General features: G+C 49.5%; 16 protein-coding genes. 15 read left to right on the plus strand and 1 reads right to left on the minus strand.

Going from position 1 to position 20,992, the window contains the following annotated elements; translation table 11 throughout:
• The first annotated feature begins 268 nt into the window (after positions 1-268).
• Both HMPREF9944_RS03190 and HMPREF9944_RS03195 read left to right on the plus strand, forming a co-directional pair.
• Positions 269-1,393: an AAA family ATPase gene (locus tag HMPREF9944_RS03190; RefSeq protein WP_008564409.1), complete on the plus strand. Its 1,125-nt coding sequence runs from the start codon at positions 269-271 to the stop codon at positions 1,391-1,393.
• A gap of 78 nt (positions 1,394-1,471) precedes the next feature.
• Positions 1,472-1,990, plus strand: coding sequence for a hypothetical protein (locus HMPREF9944_RS03195; protein ID WP_044113287.1), 519 nt, complete (start codon positions 1,472-1,474; stop codon positions 1,988-1,990).
• A 402-nt stretch (positions 1,991-2,392) separates the two neighbouring features.
• On the opposite strand, the gene HMPREF9944_RS03200 is transcribed toward HMPREF9944_RS03195, so the two are convergent.
• A complete protein-coding gene (locus tag HMPREF9944_RS03200) occupies positions 2,393-3,412 on the minus strand; it encodes a C1 family peptidase (protein WP_008564411.1) in 1,020 nt (339 codons plus the stop codon).
• Between the two features lie 40 nt (positions 3,413-3,452).
• Here HMPREF9944_RS03200 and HMPREF9944_RS03205 point away from each other — a divergent pair, with 40 nt between their 5' ends.
• From HMPREF9944_RS03205 to HMPREF9944_RS03265, 13 genes are all read left to right on the plus strand, one after another.
• Positions 3,453-4,706, plus strand: coding sequence for a peptidase U32 family protein (locus tag HMPREF9944_RS03205; protein ID WP_044113289.1), 1,254 nt, complete (start codon positions 3,453-3,455; stop codon positions 4,704-4,706).
• A 211-nt stretch (positions 4,707-4,917) separates the two neighbouring features.
• Positions 4,918-5,331: a SufE family protein gene (locus HMPREF9944_RS03210; protein WP_008564413.1), complete on the plus strand. Its 414-nt coding sequence runs from the start codon at positions 4,918-4,920 to the stop codon at positions 5,329-5,331.
• Positions 5,328-5,876 (plus strand): RNA methyltransferase, encoded by a 549-nt coding sequence (locus tag HMPREF9944_RS03215; protein ID WP_008564414.1) that lies wholly within the window; start codon positions 5,328-5,330, stop codon positions 5,874-5,876. The genes HMPREF9944_RS03210 and HMPREF9944_RS03215 overlap by 4 nt, the downstream gene beginning before the upstream one ends.
• Before the next feature lie 141 nt (positions 5,877-6,017).
• Complete coding sequence (locus HMPREF9944_RS03220; RefSeq protein WP_008564415.1) at positions 6,018-7,010, plus strand: PDDEXK nuclease domain-containing protein; 993 nt, start codon at positions 6,018-6,020, stop codon at positions 7,008-7,010.
• Positions 7,011-7,077: 67 nt separating this feature from the next.
• Complete coding sequence (locus tag HMPREF9944_RS03225) at positions 7,078-8,145, plus strand: bifunctional methionine sulfoxide reductase B/A protein (RefSeq protein WP_008564416.1); 1,068 nt, start codon at positions 7,078-7,080, stop codon at positions 8,143-8,145.
• A 166-nt stretch (positions 8,146-8,311) separates the two neighbouring features.
• Entirely contained in the window at positions 8,312-9,850 is a 1,539-nt protein-coding gene (locus HMPREF9944_RS03230) for a GH3 auxin-responsive promoter family protein (RefSeq protein WP_008564417.1), read from the plus strand.
• 31 nt (positions 9,851-9,881) lie between these two features.
• Positions 9,882-11,990, plus strand: a complete 2,109-nt coding sequence (locus HMPREF9944_RS03235) for an Ig-like domain-containing domain (RefSeq protein ID WP_008564418.1) — start codon at positions 9,882-9,884, stop codon at positions 11,988-11,990.
• A gap of 139 nt (positions 11,991-12,129) precedes the next feature.
• Positions 12,130-12,873, plus strand: coding sequence for a DUF3108 domain-containing protein (locus HMPREF9944_RS03240; protein ID WP_155814607.1), 744 nt, complete (start codon positions 12,130-12,132; stop codon positions 12,871-12,873).
• Positions 12,874-14,195: 1,322 nt separating this feature from the next.
• The gene (locus tag HMPREF9944_RS03245) at positions 14,196-16,976 is read left to right on the plus strand and encodes an outer membrane beta-barrel protein (RefSeq protein WP_044113291.1); all 2,781 of its coding nucleotides are present in this window, start codon (positions 14,196-14,198) and stop codon (positions 16,974-16,976) included.
• A gap of 387 nt (positions 16,977-17,363) precedes the next feature.
• A complete protein-coding gene (locus HMPREF9944_RS03250; protein WP_044113292.1) occupies positions 17,364-19,175 on the plus strand; it encodes an AMP-dependent synthetase/ligase in 1,812 nt (603 codons plus the stop codon).
• On the plus strand, positions 19,172-20,299 hold the full coding sequence (gene prfB / locus HMPREF9944_RS03255) for a peptide chain release factor 2 (RefSeq protein WP_008564422.1): 1,128 nt from the start codon (positions 19,172-19,174) through the stop codon (positions 20,297-20,299). Before HMPREF9944_RS03250 ends, prfB begins: the two co-directional genes overlap by 4 nt.
• Before the next feature lie 43 nt (positions 20,300-20,342).
• The gene (locus tag HMPREF9944_RS13105) at positions 20,343-20,492 is read left to right on the plus strand and encodes a hypothetical protein (protein ID WP_008564423.1); all 150 of its coding nucleotides are present in this window, start codon (positions 20,343-20,345) and stop codon (positions 20,490-20,492) included.
• Positions 20,489-20,992 (plus strand): CYTH domain-containing protein, encoded by a 504-nt coding sequence (locus HMPREF9944_RS03265; RefSeq protein ID WP_008564424.1) that lies wholly within the window; start codon positions 20,489-20,491, stop codon positions 20,990-20,992. Before HMPREF9944_RS13105 ends, HMPREF9944_RS03265 begins: the two co-directional genes overlap by 4 nt.

The following is a 20,992-nucleotide window of genomic DNA, read 5'->3' on the forward strand; positions in this document are numbered from 1 at the left end:
GGAGTAAAAAGCCTTGGAAATTGGAGACTGATAGGCTAAATCTGAATATTATTCAGCATATGTAGGGCGATAATTTTATGGGTCATAGAATATAATATATCTGTATATAAATGATAATACACATGTAAATGACTCACAGTAGTGGATATAAGAGGAAAATATATCACTCCCCTCTCTCTTCGGAGAGGGGTTGGGGGTGAGGCTTTTCCTTGCATTTTTCAATCTAATTGCGTAACTTACGCAACGTAAAATCCGCAATATCACTGAAATGAAGACCATCAATAACCCCTTTATCACCTATGGATACAAAGGTAGCCGCTACTTTTGTGACCGCGAGAACGAGAGCCGTCAGCTTATCGAAGCACTGCAGAATGAGCGCAATGTGACCCTGATTGCACCGCGACGCGTAGGGAAGACGGGCCTCATCAAGCATGTTTTCGATCAGATAGAGCGGCAGGACAAGCACGCAAAATGCTTTTATATCGACATTTTCGCTACGAAAAACCTCGAACAAATGGTGCAACTCATGGCGCGAAACATTCTCGGAAGGCTCGACACTACGTCGCAATCGGCACTCAAAAGGCTGCAAACGTTCTTCGGAAGCCTGCGCCCCACGGTGAGTTTCGACCAACTTACCGGGCTTCCCACGGTGTCTCTTGATATCCGACCCAATGAAGAAGCGCAGACCCTGAAGCGTATTTTCGACTATATGCAGCAGTCGAACCACCGCTGTTACGTGGCTATTGACGAGTTTCAACAGATACTTTCCTACAATCATCAAGGCATCGAGGCCACCTTGCGCTCGTATATTCAGTTCCTACCCAATGTTTATTTCATCTTTGCGGGCAGCATGCAGCACCTCATGGAAGAGATGTTCACCTCGGCCAACCGCCCGTTCTTCCAGAGTTCGCAAATCATGTTGCTCCGCAATGTGCCTACCGAGAAATACCTTTCCTTTACCAATCGCTTTCTAAAAGCACAGAAACGGACCGTCAGCAAAGCGGATTTTGATTACCTATATCATAAGGTAGACGGCATCACATGGTATGTCCAAGCCATCTTGAACCGGGCTTATCAATACCAAGAAACGGCGATTTCGGCCGATTTCATCGATAAAATCATCTATGAACTCGTTAACGAACAAGAGTCGGTCTACGAAAATTACTATGCCTCGCTGACCGAAATACAAGCCAAACTCATTGCTGCTGTGGCCAAGGAGGATATTGTTGCGGCCCCGCTTGCCCATGAATTCATTGCCAAATATGGGTTGAAGGCCACGAGTTCGGTGCGCACGGCCCTGAATGCACTCATCGATCGGCAGTTCATCTACCGCAAACCCGAAGGTTATATGGTCTACGACAGGTTCTTCGGCCTGTGGCTTGCGCGGTTATAGAAGCCTCACCCCAGCCCCTCTCCAAGGAGAGGGGAGTAAATCGTCTGCAAATTGTAGTTTTAATTGACTGTAACGCGTATGAAAAAAATGTTTTATAGTCTGGCAATGATAGGGCTGTTCTTTGTCAGTAGTTGTGGTTCAATTCAGCAAAGTGAGGGAATAGGGAAGGCCGATTCTATTCATGTGGAATACTGTGGAATGGGAGGAACAACACGATATGTCATTGATCACAGCGACACGCTCACGATATTGCATGGTGTTTTCTTTCATGATACCCTTGGGAACGATTGCCCTCATCTCTTTGAACCTGTCAGAAAGGTTGCTCCTAACGATATTCCGGTCATTCAACGATTGGCGCGTCAGCTCTTTGTGGAATGCTCAAAGCCAGATACTTTGTGGACAAAACCCTACAAATATGGTAGTACTGACTGGCCCATTCTCTCCGTTCATGTGTTTAAGAAAGGGAAGGAAAAGGTTTATTATTACGAAACCGGCGAGGAAAAAGATGGCATTGTCTATTCTACATCAGTGCAAATCAAATATTCTCCGGCCTTCCTTGAATTCACACATCGGCTGAACAAGAGCTTTCAACCATGAGACTGCAAGAACAACGGTCTTAGTCGGTCCATCTCTTCAGTAATCTTGCCAACTGATTTTCCCCATTTTGCGCATCAATTTTGCCATGACGGTATGTAGGGACGCACGGTCCGTGCGTCCGCTCAAGGTGAATTGGAAGCAAACATGCAGGGTTATCGGGGCGGACGCACGAGCCGTGCGTCCCTACATGCCACGCAACAATCAACTTGTCCACTTGTTTACTCGTCAACTGTCAACTATAACATGAGTGGACACACGGGCCGTGGGTCCCTACCAGCATTCAACTGAAAATCAACGGCTTGCAGACTGCATTTCAATCTCACCCATTTTAGCGTGCAAAATAGGTGAGATTAGCGTCTAATAGGGCTGAGATTGCACGGTGAAATGGGCGAGATTGGACAATCAACCCACCACCATCACAGTGTTCAGGCGCAGATAGTCTTCGCTAAGGTAGAGGAAACCACCGAAACGGTTGGCCGTTCCCCATGCATTCTTCGCGATAAAATAGCGTCGGCCCTGCTTATCGTGGGCCAATCCCACGAGTTCAAGGGCGTGGTCGTCGGTAGTTTGCAGGCTTTCGAAGGCTTGTTGGCGTTGTTGTTGCGTGACAGGATGCCCTACTTCGGCCGTTCCGGCAGCGAAATCGAAGCCGGGCGAGGTGATATCTCCCTCCCAATAGACGGCTCTTCCGCTGCGCAAGCGACCCACAATGAACTGTATCAGCGTGTCGAGCGGCAGGTTGAGCACGCGGTCGGCATTGAGGTTGTCGGGCACTTCGAGCACAAATTGAGTGCCAAAAGCATGGTGGGTGAAACTCGTTATGGCCTGATATTCACCGCTACGGCACACACTATGTGCGAATTCCCGGGGCGTATAGTCGGCCCCAAGCATGTGAACTTGCTTGCCGGGAAGGTAACCTATGGCGGCATCGAGAATGGCATTGGCCCTTTGATCGAGGGCCGTAAGCGAACGAGAAGCACGGGCGGCCTGCTCCAATCGGCGGACAATGACGTTGTAGTTGGCCGATTCGGCATGATAGGAGTCGTAGGGACAGGCGCCATAAGTCTCCAGCAAGGCGAGCAGACGGGTGCCCATGCCACGCAGGTTGATGGGACTCGTGCCACGTGACAGGTAAGAACGGCGCACGCTCTCGGTGAGCAAGCAGCGTGCCATGTAGTCGATGCTTAGATTGACCGAGTCGCCTTGCTTCAGATGATTGGTCTCGATGGTGGCCAACATGGCGTAAGCCCAGCAGAGCGGACTGCGGTCTTGCTGCTTCACGGGCGTGGTTTTGAGCAGCAAGTCGGTCGTGAACGGGTTACCGGTTGCGCTTTCCAAGTGGCTCGCTTCGGCCTTCCGGGGTCGCGAACAGGCCGAAACGAGCAGGCAGGCGCCTATCGAGAGGACAAGAATTTTCTTCATATCCCGCAAAGTTACAAAGAAATTGATTAATTTTGCAGCCATGAAAGGGAATTTATCCGATTATGAGGTGATGGCTCCGGTGGGCTCCCGGGAGAGCCTTATGGCAGCCATTCAGGCCGGAGCCGACTCCGTTTACTTCGGAATAGGCCGGTTGAACATGCGTTCGCACTCGGCCAACCACTTCACCATCGCCGATTTGCGCGAGATAGCGGCCACTTGCAGCGCGCAAAATATCAAGACTTATCTGACGGTGAACACCGTTATCTATGACAACGACATGGCCGCGATGCGCGAAATCATCGATGCGGCCAAAGAAGCAGGCATCACGGCGGTCATTGCCAGCGATGTTGCCGTGATGGTCTACTGCAACGAGGTGGGAGAAGAGGTGCACCTCTCCACACAACTCAACATTTCGAACGTTGAAGCCCTGAAGTTCTACAGCCGATTTGCCGATGTGAGCGTGCTTGCCCGCGAGCTGAACATGGACCAAGTGAAGGAAATTCACGAGCAAATCGGGCGACAACACATCTGCGGCCCTATGGGAAAGCCCGTTCGTATTGAGATGTTCTGCCACGGAGCACTGTGTATGGCCGTGAGCGGGAAGTGCTATTTGAGTCTTGCCGACGCCAATCGGTCGGCTAACCGCGGCGAATGTGTGCAGATATGTCGCCGCTCTTACACGGTGACCGACACCGAAACGGGCAACCAATTAGAGGTGGACAACAAATATATCATGAGTCCGAAGGATTTGAAGACCGTGCGTTTCATCGATAAGATGATGGAAGCGGGCGTCAGGGTGTTCAAGATTGAGGGCCGTGCACGTGGACCGGAATATGTATATACCGTTGTTCGATGCTACAAAGAGGCCATCGAAGCGGTGCTCAATGGCTCGTTCACCGAGGCGAAAAAGGACGAATGGGACGCTCGTTTGGCCACCGTTTTCAACCGTGGCTTCTGGGATGGCTACTATCAAGGACAGAAACTGGGCGAGTGGAACAAGCATTACGGTAGCGTGGCCACTGAAAAGAAGGTGCTCGTCGGCAAGATCGTGAAGTATTTCTCAAAGCTCAATGTGGCCGAAGTGGCCGTTGAAGCAACCCATTTTAATAAAGGAGAGAAGTTACTTATCACGGGGCCGACCACGGGCGTGATGTATCTCACGGCCGATGAAATCCGTTTCGACCTTCAACCCGTTGAGAAAGCGGAGCAAGGCACAAGGGTTTCGATTCCGGTTACGGGGAAAGTGAGGCCGAATGACAAGATTTTTAAACTAAAACAAACCACGCAAGCATGACACCCCCAACAGCCTCTCCCCCAACCCCTCCCCGAAGAGGGAGGGGAGTAGAATGACTTACGTTCGCGGTAAGTTGTAAATAGAGATATTAAAACGATTAAATTAAATAATAAAAGAACGGTTTTCTCCTTTCAAGGCATATTACTCTCCTCCCTCTTCGGGGAGGGATTGGGAGAGAGGCTGCCGGGGTTTGGCTTTCAATTTAATTTTTATGACGATCAACGAAGCACAAGATGAAGTAATAGAACAGTTCGACGAGTTCACAGATTGGATGGACAAGTATCAGATGCTCATCGATTTGGGCAACGAACTGCAACCGCTCGACGAGCAATATAAGAACGACAGCAACCTCATAGACGGCTGCCAGAGTCGTGTTTGGATACAGTGTGACATGAAAGATGGGCTGCTTTGCTTCACGGCCGACAGCGATGCACTCATCGTGAAAGGCATCATTGCCCTGCTGATACAGGTGCTCAGCGGGCATACCGCACAGGAAATCCTCGATGCCGACCTGTATTTTATCGACCGAATAGGGCTGCGCGAGCACCTCAGTCCCACGCGTAGCAACGGACTATTGGCCATGGTGAAGCGCATCAAGGCCTATGCTTTGGTGTATAACCAATGAGAAAGCTGCGCACGATAGAGATGAACAGGCTCTCACCGGCCGAGTTCAAGCAAGCAAAAAAGCTGCCGTTGGTGGTCGTTCTGGACGATGTTCGCAGCCTGTATAACGTGGGAAGCGTGTTCCGTTCGGGTGATGCTTTCCGCATAGAAGGCCTATATCTCTGTGGAATTACAGCCACTCCACCGAACGCAGAGATACATAAAACGGCGTTAGGAGGCGAGGATAGCGTTGCATGGCGATATTTCCAGCGCACCGAAGAGGCTGTCCTTGCTTTGAAAGCTGACGGTTATTTTGTCTATAGTGTAGAGCAAGTGGAGGGCAGTATGATGTTGCAAGACCTCACGATTGACCCGAAGTTGGGTGCCAAGGGCTATGCCGTTATCTTGGGAAATGAGGTGAAAGGCGTTAAACAAGAGGTGGTTGACATGAGCGACGGCTGCCTTGAAATCCCGCAGTTCGGCACAAAACACAGCCTCAACGTGAGCACCACGGCCGGCATTGTCATGTGGGAATTCGCACGAAAGATGCTGATGGGGAGGGTGTGAAGGCTTTTTCAAGAGCCAAGTGTTGTATGCTCTCGCTTAAAAGAAAGTGAAAAAGAATTAAGAGAGAGCGTTGTTTGTGGTAATATGTTGCTTATATTTGTCTTTTTGTGTAAGTTTGCAGATACCCCAAAAGATGACCCTATGGAACTCTCTCATATCTCACAAGATTATTTGTTGGCTGTAAAAGACATCAAGAAAGCCATTTTGAAAAGCCGATATCAGGCTGCCAAACATGCCAACAAGGAACTTCTGACCCTTTATTATTCGGTTGGCGGTTACATTTCAATGCATAGTAGGGAGGCCTGTTGGGGGAGTAATGCCATCAATACGATTGCATCTGACGATTTGGTAGGCTTGATAGATGGCTGTTTTAACAAATTCCGTCAGACAGTATCTGACGATTTTCCTCTTGAAGCGTTCTTCATGGTCGGCTTTTCCCACCATATTGCCATTTTGGCGAACGTAAAACAAGTTGATGAACGCCTGTTTTATATTCGTAAATGTGCAGAAGAATTCTGGAGTTTTCGTACGCTTAAATATAAATTGACAGAAGAACTTTACCGCAAAAAGGGTTCCATTAGACAGACAAACTTTGAGGATACGCTTCGTGATGAGGACTTTAAGCAACGGGCTTTACGCTCATTCAAGGATGAATATCTGCTTGATTTCATTAATATAGAGGAGCCTGAAGAACCCGATGAGCGTGTTATAGAGAACGAAATCATATTAAATATCAAGAACTTCATCATGGCTTTCGGGAGTGATTTTGCCTTTATCGGCAACCAATATCACATAGAGGTGGACGGTCACGACTACTATATTGATTTGCTTTTCTACTCACGAAAGTTGCGAAGTCTCATTGCCTTTGAACTGAAACGTGGGGCTTTTAGGCCCGAATATACAGGGAAGTTGAACTTTTATTTATCTGCCTTAGACGAGTATGTGAAGTTACCCGATGAGAATCCGTCTATAGGTATCGTTCTTTGTAAGTCAAAAAGCGAGAAGATCGTAGAACTTTCATTTCGTGATACGTCTAAACCTATGGGCGTAGCCAGCTTCCGTACCTCTAAAGAACTGCCGAGAATGCTGCGTGAAGTCTTGCCGGATATGGAAGAAATCAGAAGACTTTTATAGCTACGAACTTTCATATCAATATACAAGGAAGATGAAAGTTACTATTCTACCCCTAAAAACAAGCACAATGAAAAAGATGAATTTACTACCGTTGTGGGCAGCATTGCTCCTCTTCTCTTGCCACAGCAACGGACAAACTGAAACGAAAAACAAAGCAATGTCTATGGAAATCAACGACACCACCCGCTATGTGAGGCCCGATGATGCGCGGCTTCGCACGATGCTTACGCAAGAACAATATGACGTGACGCAGCATGCTGCCACCGAACGGCCCTTTACCAATGCCTACGATCACGAGTTCCGACCGGGCATTTACGTGGATATCACCACGGGACAGCCCCTCTTCATCTCTACCGATAAATATGATTCGGGTTGCGGTTGGCCTGCTTTTTCGCGGCCGATAGATGAGAACCTGCTTACGATGCACGTCGATCAGACGCATGGCATGACGCGTACTGAAGTGCGAAGCAAGCTTGGTAATGCGCATTTGGGACACGTCTTCAACGACGGACCGCGTGAGAAAGGCGGCCAACGCTATTGCATCAACAGTGCTTCCCTGCGCTTCGTGCCCGAGGAACAGATGCAGAAAGCGGGCTATGGTGCCTACTTGAAGATGCTTCACCCGCTGAAGGAAATCTATCTTGCGGGTGGTTGTTTTTGGGGAACAGAGCACTATTTCAAGCAAGTTGAGGGCATTAAGGAAACCGAAGTGGGCTATGCCAACGGTCATACCGAGCGTCCTTCATACGAAGAAGTATGCACAGATGGAACGGGATTCGCTGAAACTGTCCATGTGAAATACGACCCAAAGGTCATCAGTTTGGCTTTTCTTCTCGACCTTTATTTCAAAGCTATCGACCCAACATCATTGAACAAGCAAGGCAACGACCGCGGAACACAATACCGAACAGGCATCTATTACGTCGATAAAAACGACCTCCCGACCATCAATAAAGTGTTTATTGAGCAGCAAAAGAAGTTCGGTAGTCCGATAAGAGTCGAGGTAAAGCCGCTCAAGAACTTCTATACGGCCGAGGAATATCATCAGGATTATCTCGATAAACACCCCAGTGGCTATTGCCATCTGCCTCAAAAATTGTTCGAAGAAGCCCGTAAAGCAAAGATGAAAAAATAAAAAACAGGGGCCGGGATGGCAACCGGAAGAGGCCTGCTCCTTGCTTTATTCCACTTCATTTCCTACATGTGAGGAGGAAAGCCCTAAAAGAAGATAAAAAAGAACAAATCCTTATGCCATTCCAAAAGATTGAACTACTTTTGCAGGATAAATCGAATTACGAAGCATGAGTCTGACAAATATCGTAGGAAAGCTCTTCCTTCCGCGACAAAAGGATTTGGAACGCTATGCCAATGAGAGCGTGAGTATGCAGCAAAAGGTGCTGAGACGACTCGTTGAACATGGCAGGCAGACCGAATACGGACGCAGGTTCGGCATGCAAACCGGCAATTATGATGATTTTGCACGCCGCATTCCCCTGAACACTTACGAGGAACTTAAAGGCGACATTGACCGCATGCGCCACGGAGAAGCCAACGTGTTGTGGCCGGGACGCGTGAGATGGTTTGCCAAATCTTCAGGAACAACCAACGATAAAAGCAAGTTTATCCCCATTACAAAGGCCGGATTGGACCACATACACTATGCAGGAGGCATGGATGTTGTGGCGCTTTACCTGCGCAATACCCCTGAAAGTCGTCTCTTTGATGGGCGAAGTTTAATCCTTGGGGGCAGCCATTCTCCGAACTATAATGTGGCAGATTCGCTCGTTGGAGACTTGAGTTCGATACTCATAGAACATATAAATCCGTTGGCAAATCTCGTGAGAGTGCCAAAGAAAAAGACTGCCCTCTTGAGCGATTTCGAACTGAAACGCGACCGCATCGCACGTGAATGTCTTCACAAAAACGTTACGAATATCTCGGGAGTCCCCAGTTGGATGCTGAGCGTTTTGGTGCGTATCATGGAGCTATCTGGCAAGAAACACCTTGAAGAAGTGTGGCCCAACCTCGAAGTTTTCTTCCATGGAGGCATCGCTTTTACGCCTTATCGGTCGCAATACGAACAGCTGATTACGAGCCCAAAGATGCATTATATGGAGACATATAACGCCAGTGAAGGGTTCTTCGGCATTCAAAACGACCCGCAAGACAAGAGCCTTTTGCTCATGTCGGACTATGATGTGTTCTATGAATTCATTCCCATGGACACGTTCGACAGCAAGCATCCGACGGTCGTTCCGCTGGAAGGCGTGCAGAAAGGCGTCAACTATGCGATGGTCATCACGACAAGTTGCGGCCTGTGGCGCTATGTTATCGGCGATACCGTGCGCTTCACGAGCACGAATCCCTATAAGTTTGTCATCACAGGGCGCACGAAATACTTCATCAATGCCTTTGGCGAGGAACTCATCATGGACAATGCAGAGCAGGGATTAGCCTATGCTTGCCACGCAACAGGGGCCGAAATCAGCGACTATACGGCTGCACCTGTCTACATGGATAGCCGTGCCAAGTGTCGCCATCAATGGCTCATTGAGTTCGCAAAGGAGCCGGATTCAATCGAAAGATTTGCAGCATTGCTTGATAAAAGACTGCAGGAAGTGAACAGCGATTATGAGGCCAAGCGTTTCCATGACATCACCTTGCAGCCTCTCGAGGTCATCAAAGCACGGCCGGGGCAGTTCAACGACTGGCTGAAAGCCAAGGGAAAGCTTGGCGGACAGCATAAGATTCCGAGGTTGAGTAACAGCCGGAAGGTGATAGAAGAGGTGATGGAGGCCTCCCACAGCCCCTCCAAAGGAAGGGAACGCCTATCGGATTGAGACTTATCTCACGAAAGAAAACAAGAGAGATATGTGGAAATACATAAAGAAAATAACGCTGTCAGTAAACCGTTTGCTATTCAATTCCATTGCTATAGCAAGGGTTAAGGAACCCCAAAACGCAGCCCGAGTAAACCGTTCGCTGTTTATTCTCCCCTCCTTGAGAGGGATTGGGGGAGGCTTCTCCTTGGTTTTGGGATTTGTTTTGATGGTTTTCTCCTCTTGCGCCCGCATGGGCAATCCCGACGGAGGCTGGTATGACGAGAAACCGCCAAGGGTTATCGGAGCAAGTCCGGCCGACAAGGGCGTAAATGTAGGCACACGGAAAGTGAAAATCAACTTCGATGAGTTCATCAAAATAGACAATGCGAGCGAGAATGTCATTGTTTCTCCACCGCAATTACAGGCACCTGAGATCAAAGCCGCAGGCAAAAATATCGAAATAAAGCTGCTGGATTCGCTCAAAGCCAACACCACTTATACGATTGATTTCAGCGATGCCATCAGCGACAATAATGAAGGTAACCCGCTCGGCAACTACACTTACAGCTTCTCTACGGGTGCAGTAATCGACACGATGGAGGTGTCTGGCTACGTTGTTGCAGCCGAAAACCTCGAACCGGTCAAGGGCATTCTCGTGGGACTTTATGCAAACACGGCCGATTCGGCATTCCAAAAGCAACCCATGTTGCGTGTCGGAAGGACCGACAGTCGCGGACATTTCGTCATCAAAGGCGTGAAACAAGGCAGCTATCGCGTGTATGCTTTGAAGGATATGGACGGAAATTATCGCTTTAGTCAGAAGGGTGAGACCATCGGTTTCAGCCATGATATCATCACAACGTCGGTGAAAGACGACACAAGACAGGACACCTTGTGGACCGATTCCCTGCATATTGCCGACATCAAGCGCGTGGGTTACAAGCATTTCCTGCCCGATGACGTGACGCTTTGTGCCTTTACCGAGACGCTCACCAACCGCTATTTGCAAGGCGTCACCCGCAATGAAGCCAATCATTTCACTGTGAAATTCAGCTATGGTAACGCCGAATTGCCTCGCATAAAGGGCCTGAATTTCAATGAAAACAATGCATTCGTGGTCATTCCGAACGTCAGAAAAGACAGCATCGACTATTGGTTGCGCGACACGGCGTTGGTCAATCAAGACACGTTGCGCATGGAACTGTCTTACCTGATGACCGATTCTTTGGGCCAACTCGTGCAGCATACCGACACGATGGAGGTGCTTTCAAAGCAGCCCTACGAGCGAAGAATGAAACAACAGAAGGCCGCTTACGAGAAATGGCAGAAGAAACAGGAGAAAGCCAAGAAGAAAGGAGACCCTTTTGAGACGGAGATGCCACGCGAACCTTTGGCCATCAACGTCAAATCTTCAACCGATTTCGACCCCGACAAGAACGTGCAGATACAGTTCAACACGCCACTTGCCACCGCAGACACAACCAAGATACACCTCTATACAAAGGTAGATACCCTCTGGTATAGGGCACGTTACCGTTTCCAACCCGTTGCCCGACGCGATGACGAGGGCCGACTTGTGCGCAGCAAGACGCTCGAACACGGCATGAACTACGAGCTTTTGGGCGAATGGAAACCCGGCCGGGAGTATAGTCTTGAGGCAGATAGCGCTGCTTTTACGGACATCTATGGGGCCGTGACCAAGAAGTTCAAACAGGGATTGAAGGTGAAGAGCAACGATGAATACGGCACCTTGCTCGTCACCCTCAATGGTATGGACAGTCTGTCTTGCGTCGTTCAGCTGCTCGACCGCAACGACAACGTGGTCAAAGAGGCTCAAACTGCAAACGGACAGGCCGAGTTTTTCTATCTGAAACCCGACACTTACTACCTCCGTCTCTTTGTAGATAGCAACCATAATGGCCTTTGGGACACGGGAGACTACGCTGCAGACCGCCAACCGGAGGCTGTTTTTTACTATCCGGGAAAGATAGAATGCAAGGCCAAATGGGACATGACGGAAACTTGGAACCCGAAGGCTACGCCACTTTACAGGCAGAAACCCACCGAAATCACCAAGCAGAAGGCCGACAAACAGAAGACTATTCAGCGCCGGAATGCCGAGCGTGCCCGACAATTGGGCATCACCTACACCCCTTGAACGACCATTTTAATCCCCAAAATATATGATGAACGTAATGAAATCCTTTGGAATGCACGGTCTTATGGCCCATCATAAGACCCTCGCGCTTAGGTGTTGCTGTTTTGCGGCACTGCTGTTGTGGAGAGTTTTGCCCGCCATGGCAGGCGAAGGAAGCGATTGTACGTTCCGGAACACAGCCTTTAAGTCGGGCGAACAACTGTCCTATAACCTCTATTATAACTGGAAATTCCTGTGGGTAAAGGCGGGAACGGCCGGCATGTACACCGTTCAGAGTCGCTATGAGGGTAAGCCTGCCTACCGTTGCAGCCTTACCACACGCGGAAACGGCCGACTTGACAACTTCTTTGTGCTGCGTGACACGCTACTTTGCTACAATAGCCTCGAAATGGAGCCGCTTTACTTCCGCAAAGGAGCCCGCGAAGGGAAGCGTTACACCGTCGACGAAGTGTTCTATAGCTACAGTGGCGGCAAATGCCATGTGCGTCAGCACCGAATGCACAACGATGGCACGCATTCGTGGGCAAGAAACAGCTACAACGACTGTGTCTACGACATGATGAGCATTTTTATGCGGGCCCGTTCCTTTAATCCTGCCAACTGGAAAGAGGGTTTCGTGGTCAATTTCCCTATTGTTGACGGCGATGACCGCACGCCGGCGCAGATCCGTTTCGATGGAAGAACAACGGTAAAAGCCGACAATGGAACGAAATACCAATGTCTTCGGCTGGCTTATCTTGAGCTCGAAGACAAGAAATATAAGCGTATTGTCGACTTTTATGTGACTGATGACGACAATCATATCCCCATTCGGCTCGACATGTTCCTGCGTTTCGGCTCGGCCAAAGCGTTCCTTTACGACATGAAAGGCCAGCGCAATTGATGCCCCGGAAGGCATATTGCTCCGCCATTTCGGCCTTCCCGTAATTTCGTCCACTTGTTTACCCGTTTGTTTGTCTGTATCAAGCGGAACGAATCCCTTGTTTTCGTTGTTTCATTCGGTTGCTTGGGAGGAACGAAGCCTTGCTCTTGTTATCTCATTCGGTTGTTTGAGCGGACGTATGCCTTGCTTTTATTGTCTCATTCGATTACCTGGGCGGACGCACGCCTTACTTTTGTTTTTTCATTCGGTTGTTTAAGCGGACGCACGAGCCGTGCGTCCCTACATGCTTATAGCGTTTTCCATGTAAAGGCGAGTGAAGTGCGGGGAAATATGGGTACGCAACCAACAAACCACATGGCGGTTTCGTTGTTTATAGGGCAGGGTTGGCGTGCAACGTCAACCCTGTCACCAAGCGACGGGCAAGAGATCAACGCCAAGGGTGTTGCGTTTTCTTCCGATAAATGCCTTTCATAACTCCCGATGAAAGTCTTTTATCCCCTAACCGCAAGCGACATATAAAAAACGCCAGAGAATATATAAAAGAAAATAAACCCTATTGATTTATAAAATATGTTTGGATATTCTACGATTTTCATCAATATACCGTTTGCGGTTAGGAGAATAAAAATCCAAGGCCTTTGATATTGGAAATCAACAACTTATATCCTGCATTCCTATTCCAGCCATTTTACCGCGCAATGTCAGCCATATTACACGCTAAAAGGGCTGAGATTACCGCGCAATATGGTTGAGATTGCAAACCGTTCGAATGCATGTAAGGACCTTGACTTTGAACTTTGAACATTGACCATTGACTTTTATGATTAGCGAAATGATAAGATAAACTGTTGACAAGAGGCATGTAGGGACGCACGGTCCGTGCGTCCGCTCCGTTTTCCAGCTGACCAGTTAACGAGTAAACGGGGAACAAGCTGATTGTTTACGCGCATGTAGGGACGCACGGCTTGTGCGTCCGTTCTAACAATCGTGCATTTGTATTTCATTCTCCTTGAGCGGACGCACGGACCGTGCGTCCCTACATGCAATCCCGACCATATTGCGAGGTAAAGTGACGGAGATTGAAATTGCCTGAAGGCCAATCTGCCGGGTTAACGTCCTTTAATTCCGGCATTCGCATCCCACTGTTACGCCGGAAATGTGCAAGGTGGACGAGTTAATGTTCTTTAATTTCAGAGAAAGACAACGTTGATTTTATCGGAAATACGTATATTTGTGTATTGGTTTTTCATGGATATAACGACGTGAAACCGATACCCTGAACGAATGAAAACAGTGAAAACACGCATCAATGGTTTTGAAAGATGAAACGATGGCTTAGGATATTGCTGCTCATTTATAGCCTCCACGTGACCTTGTCCTTGCAGGCCGACACGGTGGAAGGCATTGTTGTGGACGCCGAAACACGCCGGCCGCTGGTCGGAGTCAGCGTCAAAGCCGAAACAAAGAGCGACGATTGGAGCAGTATTAGGATGGGCGAGACCGACAGCCTCGGGCATTTCAAATTCGAGATGTGGCGCGAAGGGCGCACTGTCTTCACGTTTTCGTTCATTGGTTATCGGCTGCATCGCAGCGTGGAATACGCATATGGCATGGAAAGCAAGGACACTTTGAACATCGGAACGATAGCTCTTCGACCCACAGCCATCATGCTTCAGAAGGTCGAAGTGAGTGCAAAGATGCCGCGAATCACGATGGTTGGCGATACAGTTGTGTTTCATCCGGAGGCCTTCAAGCTGAAAGATGGCGACCGACTCGACGTACTTATCCGCAAACTTCCGGGCGTTGAGCAACGCGACGGCAAGCTTTTTTGGAACGGAAAGCCCATTCGTTTGATGATGAACGGCAAGGATCTTTTCGGCGGAAGCAGCCTTGTGGGCCAGTTACCTGCCGAGGTTGCCGAGAAGATAAAGCTGTATGACAAGCAGTCGGAGCTGGCCAAACACACGCAAAATGATGACGGTAACGCCGAACAAGTGCTCGATATACAAGTGAAGCCGGGCTTCCTTGACAAGTGGTATGGCTATGCCATTGGCAATGTCCGCACCAAACGGGAGTATAAACTCGAGGCCCGTGCGTTCCAATTGAGCGACAAGAACCCCGTGATGTTATTCGGAAACCTGAACAATGAGAACTTAGCTACCGAACTGGGACACGAATGGTACACGGCATGGGACATCGATCACTATGGTCGGAACCAGTATGCCACGGCCAATTATCAGCATAATTGGGAGACGAAAGGCACCGATGAGGGGACGAACAACTATGTGAACGTGGGGCCGAGTATGGCACATCGCGACGGTTGGGGGACCGATTTCGAAAGCACCGACTACTTTCTTCCGGGGCAAGAGCGGTCGTTTTCGCTCTCCCGCAACAGTTATGACAGCCACGAACTGGCCCCAAAACTGCTCTCGGAAGGCTTCTTTTACACCGATTCTATCAATCAATTTGAATACTCGGCAGCCGTAGGTTACACCAAAACCGACCGTCACAGCGAGACGCTCCGGGCGCGCTTCGACACCAATCCCTACCGTTTCGGCGACTTTCCCATTGAAGAAAGCTTTGCTGCAGCGCCCGGTTCAGACCTCTACCACCATCTTGTGATGCGCGACCGCAGCTATCAATCGTCTATAAAAGAGCAGGGCGATGTCCAGCTGGACCTGCATTGGACGCACTTCATGGGCCAGAAAGGAAGCTACGGCGTGCAGGCTACGACTAATTTTGCCCATGCATTGAGCCGCGAACACTATAACCGGAGCATTTGGCAACAGGGAAATGAGACGCAGTTGTGGCAATATGGCCGTAAACCCGACACCGAATGGAAGTCGCATCTCACGGCTTCGCTCTCCTATTGGCTTGGGGAAAAGCTTCTTGTAGACCTCTCTAACAGCGTCGGTTATGACGATTTGAACCATCGGAACGACTTCTATGCCGACACCAACGCCGCGAAACTACGGGGCGACGTGCCCACGACGGTCGACGAAACCAACTCGCTCCGTGAGCGTACCCACGCGTGGAACAACACGATGAAGCTTGGAACCACCGTCAGTCTCTCCGAGCGTTTGAAGCTGAAACCCCTGCTTTCGTGGACCGAAACGAGCGAAAAGACGACCTATCACCGCGGACGTCTCGACACCGTGGCCCGCAGAACGAGCAGCGTTTTCAGCCCCGAAGTGAAACTGCTATGGAAGAACGGGCGCAAAGAAGGGCTTGATTTGAGTTGGAACTACACGACGACCTTGCCTGCATTATTGTCCACTTTGGCCTACGAAGACACCACCGATCCGCTCTATATCAGCTACGGTAACGCCGCTTTGAAGCGTCAGCATGACCATTTGTTCGGCCTGAAATACCATCGAATGTTCCCACGGCAGCAACTCAATCTCCTGTTTTCTTTCGACTACAAGCACACGGTCAATCCGCTGACTACGGCCTTTTCGTATGACGATGCCACGGGCGTTTACCGTGCCAAACCCATGAATGTGCGGGGTGGAAACAGCTATAAAGCAGGTTTGGATTACGACCAAGGCCTCGGCGTTTACTGGCGGGTGCACAACAACGTGGCTGTGGAGTGGGCGAAAGGTCACGGCTATCTGCTCGCCAAAGACTTCAGCCGGCCGCTTCAACTCAACCCCATTCATCGCCTTTCGTTCACGGATAAGTTGGAAGTGACCTATGAAAGCGAGCACTGGATCATTCGTCCTTACGCCGAATACTATTATAATCGCTATCGCTACCCGGTGGCTTCGGCCAACAATTCCTATTCGATAAGGAGTTTCTATGGCTTGGAAACGACCGTGAAAGCGGGGCAGTTCCGTTTGATATCCAACCTGATTGATGTCTATCGCGCGGGCAATGTGGCCGGTTTCGACGGGCATCGCCTGCTTTGGACGGTGAAGACGGCCTATAGTTTCCTGAAAAACAAGGCCACAATTGCCTTGGAAATGGCTGACATTTTCAACCGGGAAGTCAACTTCATGAGCCGTTCTGAAGCCTATAGCCGCACGGAAAAGTGGTATGAAACCAATCACCATTACCTCTCGCTCTCGTTTGGTTATCAATTAGACCCCAAGCCGAAGAGGTGAAACGCGCCTCCGGAGCGGCTTATTTCCACGCTGGTTTCAATGCAGCTGTTATCCCTTTTCCCATCAGAGGGGGCTCTCTTTTCAATTACATCCCCCTCTCGCGCTGGCGAGACCCGGGTCTCACGCTCGTGACATCCCCCTCTCAGCGAAACGATACTCCCCTCTCAGCGAAATATTTACGCCACGGGATTTATCGAGGGCACCAATATCAGGCAAGGAATATGCCGCATTTGAACATCTGAAAAGCCTTTGTTCTGTCGTCGACACGCCTGTCCGCTAACCAAAAACTTATCAACGATGTCGCAGGGGAAACGGAATAAAAAACTGTTTTCCTTTGCGGTTTCGCTCAATTCTGCTATCTTTGCATCATTAAAAGAGTATCTTGCTATGCAAACAAAATGTCATCTTTCGGTGTTGATACATGAGCAAGCCAAGAAATACGGGGAGCGTGACGCGCTTACCTTCCGCAATTTCGGTAGCTTGGAGTGGAAGACTGTATCGTGGAATCAGTTCTCCTTGCGTGTGAAACAGGTCAGCAACGCCCTCTTGAACCTTGGGGTTAAGCCGCAAGAGAACATTGCTGTGTTTGCACAAAACTGCATTCAGTATCTCTATACCGACTTCGGAGCCTACGGTGTTCGCGTGGTTTCGATTCCTTTCTATGCCACAACGAGCGAGCAACAGATACAATATATGGTCAATGATGCGCAGGTTCGCTTCCTTTTCGTGGGTGAACAAGAGCAGTACGACAAGGCCCATCGCATCTTTGCACTGTGCCCTTCGCTCGAAAGAATCATCATCTTCGACCCCAGTGTGCGCATCAGTACGCACGACCCTCACGCACTTTATTTCGATGATTTCATTGCCTTGGGCGAGAAGTTGCCCCGGCAAAGCGAGGTGGAGCAGCTATGGGGGCAGGCTAATGACGAGGATATATGCAACATTCTCTATACAAGTGGGACGACAGGTGACAGCAAAGGTGTGATATTGAGCTACGGACAGTATCACGCAGCCATGGAAGCTAATGACAAATGTGTGCCTGTGGGCGAGCAAGACCGTGTGATCAGCTTCCTCCCATTGACGCATATTTTCGAGCGAGGTTGGGCATATCTGTCACTAACGGAGGGCGCACAGCTCATCATCAACACTTATCCGAACGAGATACAGCAAAGCATGCGCGAGACACATCCAACGAGTATGAGTGCCGTTCCGCGCTTTTGGGAGAAGGTATATATTGCAGTCAAGTCAAGAATTGACGAGGCCAATGCCGTTCAACGCAAGGTTTTTCAGCACGCATTGAGCATAGGAAGGAAGCGAAACATCGAATATTTGAGTCGCGGAAAGCGTGTTCCGCTGGCCTTGGAACTTGAATATCAGCTCGTCAACAAGACCATTTTGAGTCTTGTGCGCAAGCAGATTGGCTTGGAAAACCCCAATATCTTTCCCACGGCGGGAGCTTATGTGTCGCCCGAAGTGGAAGAGTTTGTCCACTCGGTCGGCATCTGTATGATCGTTGGTTACGGTCTGACGGAGAGTCTTGCCACCGTTTCTTGCGACCATAAAGGCGAGCCTTACACGATTGGGTCGGTGGGAAGGCCCATCGAAGGACTTGAAATCAAGATCGGAGATAACGACGAAGTGTTGCTCAAAGGCCCCACGATTACGCGCGGATATTACCACCGTGACCAGATAAATGCAGAGGCTTTCGATGCCGACGGCTTCTTTCATACGGGCGATGCCGGCTATCTCAAGAACGGAGAACTCTTCTTGAAAGAACGCATCAAAGACCTTTTTAAAACGTCGAATGGCAAGTATGTGGCCCCACAGATGGTGGAATCGCTGCTCCTTGTGGATAAGTATATCGATCAGGTTGCCGTAGTTGCCGACCAAAGAAAGTTCGTTTCGGCTCTCATTGTGCCCGAGTTTCGATTGCTTGAAGACTGGGCTCGCGAGCGGAATATCCCTTTCTCGAGTCGCGAAGACCTGTGCGACAGTGAGGCTATCCACGCCATGATGCAAGACCGTATCGAGACTTTGCAACAGCAACTGGCCTCATATGAGCAAATCAAACGCTTCACTTTGCTGTCTCATCACTTCTCGATGGAGAGCGGAGAACTGACGAATACGCTCAAATTGCGGCGGCCTGTAATCTATAAAAACTATGCTGAGAAGATTGATAAAATGTACGAAGAAGTATGATTACAGCAGATCAGTTGAAAGATATCGTTGAACGTACCGACGCATTGCGGCGATATTTGAACATCGACCAAAAGAAAATAGAATTCGAAGAGGAGCAGTTGCGCACGCAAGCTCCCGACTTTTGGGACGATCCCAAGCGTGCCGAAGCGCAGATGAAAAAGGTAAAAGGCATTGAGAAATGGCTGAAAGAGTATGCCCATTGCCGTGAGTTGACCGACGAACTTCAGCTGGCTTTCGACTTCTATAAGGACGAAATGGTGACCGAAGAAGAGGTGGATGCCGACTATGCCAAGGCCATTAAGGCCGTCGAGGACTTGGAGTTGAGGAACATGTTGCGCCAAGAAGAGGACGCTATGGACGCGGTATTGAAAATCAATTCGGGCGCGGGTGGCACCGAAAGTCAGGATTGGGCCGAGATGTTGATGCGCATGTATCAGCGTTGGAGCGAGGCCCACGGCTACACAGTGAAGATAACTGACATTCAAGATGGCGACGAAGCCGGCATTAAAAGCGTCACTATGACCATCGAAGGCGGCGATGCTTACGGCTATCTCAAGTGTGAGAACGGCGTTCATCGCTTGGTGAGGGTCTCGCCCTACAATGCGCAGGGGAAGAGAATGACCAGTTTTGCGAGCGTGTTTGTTACACCTTTGGTCGATGATTCTATCGAAGTGTATGTCGATCCGGCCAAGGTGAGCTGGGATACGTTCCGCTCTGGCGGTGCAGGAGGGCAGAATGTGAACAAGGTAGAGTCTGGAGTTCGCCTGCGATATCAGTATGAAGACCCCGATACAGGGGAGCATGAAGAGATCTTGATTGAGAATACCGAGACGCGAGACCAGCCGAAGAACCGTGCAAAAGCCATGCTTCTGTTGAAGTCGCAGCTCTATGATAGGGCGCTGAAAAGGAAGCAAGCGGAGCAAGCAAAGGTGGAAGCAGGGAAGAAAAAGATTGAGTGGGGCAGCCAAATCCGCAGCTATGTGTTCGATGATCGGCGTGTAAAAGACCACAGAACCGGCTATCAAACGTCTGATGTTGACGGCGTAATGGATGGCAAAATAGATGGTTTCATCAAGGCATATCTGATGGAATTCGCGGCAACCGACGCCGAAAAGGAAGCGTAGAGATGGAGAAACAAATAAAATAATAATCTAAAAGACTGACACGATGAGTAATAACAAAACATTGAGAAAGGCAAAACGCGAAGCCTATCAGAAGAAACAAGAGTCGGAAGGCAAGAATATCGTCAACTGGATATTCATTGGTTTGATTGCTCTTGCCGTCCTTTATCTGATTATTATGGTTGCCATGCAATGAGCAGCGGGCTGGAAATAGAACGCAAGTTCCTTGTCAAGAAAGGCGGAAACTATAGAGATGTCGCTTTCAACTGTGTGCACATCAAGCAAGGTTACATTCCTGCTGAGGGCGCAACCGTGCGCATTCGGCTTCGAGGTGACAAGGCTTTTCTGACTATCAAGAGCCGTTCTACCGACAACGGACTGTCACGTTACGAGTTCGAAAAGGAGATTTCAGTCGACGAAGCAGCCCATCTGATGATGCTTTGTAAGGGCGGTGTGATCGATAAACACCGCTATTTGGTGAAGTGCGGCAGCCATACGTTCGAGGTGGATGAGTTCCATGGGGACAATGAGGGGCTCGTTATGGCCGAAGTGGAACTGCAAAACGCTGAAGAACCTTACGAGAAACCCGACTTCATCGGCATGGAAGTGACGGGCGACAAACGCTTCTATAACTCGCACATGCTGCATTATCCTTTCAAACTATGGCGCGAGTCGCTGCCCGAAGCATACCGATAG

This window comes from Segatella maculosa OT 289 (assembly GCF_000243015.1).
In the GTDB taxonomy this organism is placed as follows: Bacteria; Bacteroidota; Bacteroidia; order Bacteroidales; family Bacteroidaceae; genus Prevotella; species Prevotella maculosa.

Excerpts from the sequence above, each read along its gene's own strand:
- prfB (WP_008564422.1), top strand. The coding sequence starts at position 19,172 with ATGATTACAGCAGATCAGTTGAAAGATATCGTTGAACGTACCGACGCA.
- HMPREF9944_RS03250 (WP_044113292.1), top strand. The coding sequence starts at position 17,364 with ATGCAAACAAAATGTCATCTTTCGGTGTTGATACATGAGCAAGCCAAG.
- HMPREF9944_RS03220 (WP_008564415.1), top strand. The coding sequence starts at position 6,018 with ATGGAACTCTCTCATATCTCACAAGATTATTTGTTGGCTGTAAAAGAC.
- HMPREF9944_RS13105 (WP_008564423.1), top strand. The coding sequence starts at position 20,343 with ATGAGTAATAACAAAACATTGAGAAAGGCAAAACGCGAAGCCTATCAG.
- HMPREF9944_RS03240 (WP_155814607.1), top strand. The coding sequence starts at position 12,130 with ATGGCAGGCGAAGGAAGCGATTGTACGTTCCGGAACACAGCCTTTAAG.
- HMPREF9944_RS03215 (WP_008564414.1), top strand. The coding sequence starts at position 5,328 with ATGAGAAAGCTGCGCACGATAGAGATGAACAGGCTCTCACCGGCCGAG.
- HMPREF9944_RS03245 (WP_044113291.1), top strand. The coding sequence starts at position 14,196 with ATGAAACGATGGCTTAGGATATTGCTGCTCATTTATAGCCTCCACGTG.
- HMPREF9944_RS03210 (WP_008564413.1), top strand. The coding sequence starts at position 4,918 with ATGACGATCAACGAAGCACAAGATGAAGTAATAGAACAGTTCGACGAG.
- HMPREF9944_RS03200 (WP_008564411.1), bottom strand. The coding sequence starts at position 3,412 with ATGAAGAAAATTCTTGTCCTCTCGATAGGCGCCTGCCTGCTCGTTTCG.
- HMPREF9944_RS03205 (WP_044113289.1), top strand. The coding sequence starts at position 3,453 with ATGAAAGGGAATTTATCCGATTATGAGGTGATGGCTCCGGTGGGCTCC.
- HMPREF9944_RS03195 (WP_044113287.1), top strand. The coding sequence starts at position 1,472 with ATGAAAAAAATGTTTTATAGTCTGGCAATGATAGGGCTGTTCTTTGTC.
- HMPREF9944_RS03265 (WP_008564424.1), top strand. The coding sequence starts at position 20,489 with ATGAGCAGCGGGCTGGAAATAGAACGCAAGTTCCTTGTCAAGAAAGGC.
- HMPREF9944_RS03190 (WP_008564409.1), top strand. The coding sequence starts at position 269 with ATGAAGACCATCAATAACCCCTTTATCACCTATGGATACAAAGGTAGC.
- HMPREF9944_RS03230 (WP_008564417.1), top strand. The coding sequence starts at position 8,312 with ATGAGTCTGACAAATATCGTAGGAAAGCTCTTCCTTCCGCGACAAAAG.
- HMPREF9944_RS03225 (WP_008564416.1), top strand. The coding sequence starts at position 7,078 with ATGAAAAAGATGAATTTACTACCGTTGTGGGCAGCATTGCTCCTCTTC.
- HMPREF9944_RS03235 (WP_008564418.1), top strand. The coding sequence starts at position 9,882 with ATGTGGAAATACATAAAGAAAATAACGCTGTCAGTAAACCGTTTGCTA.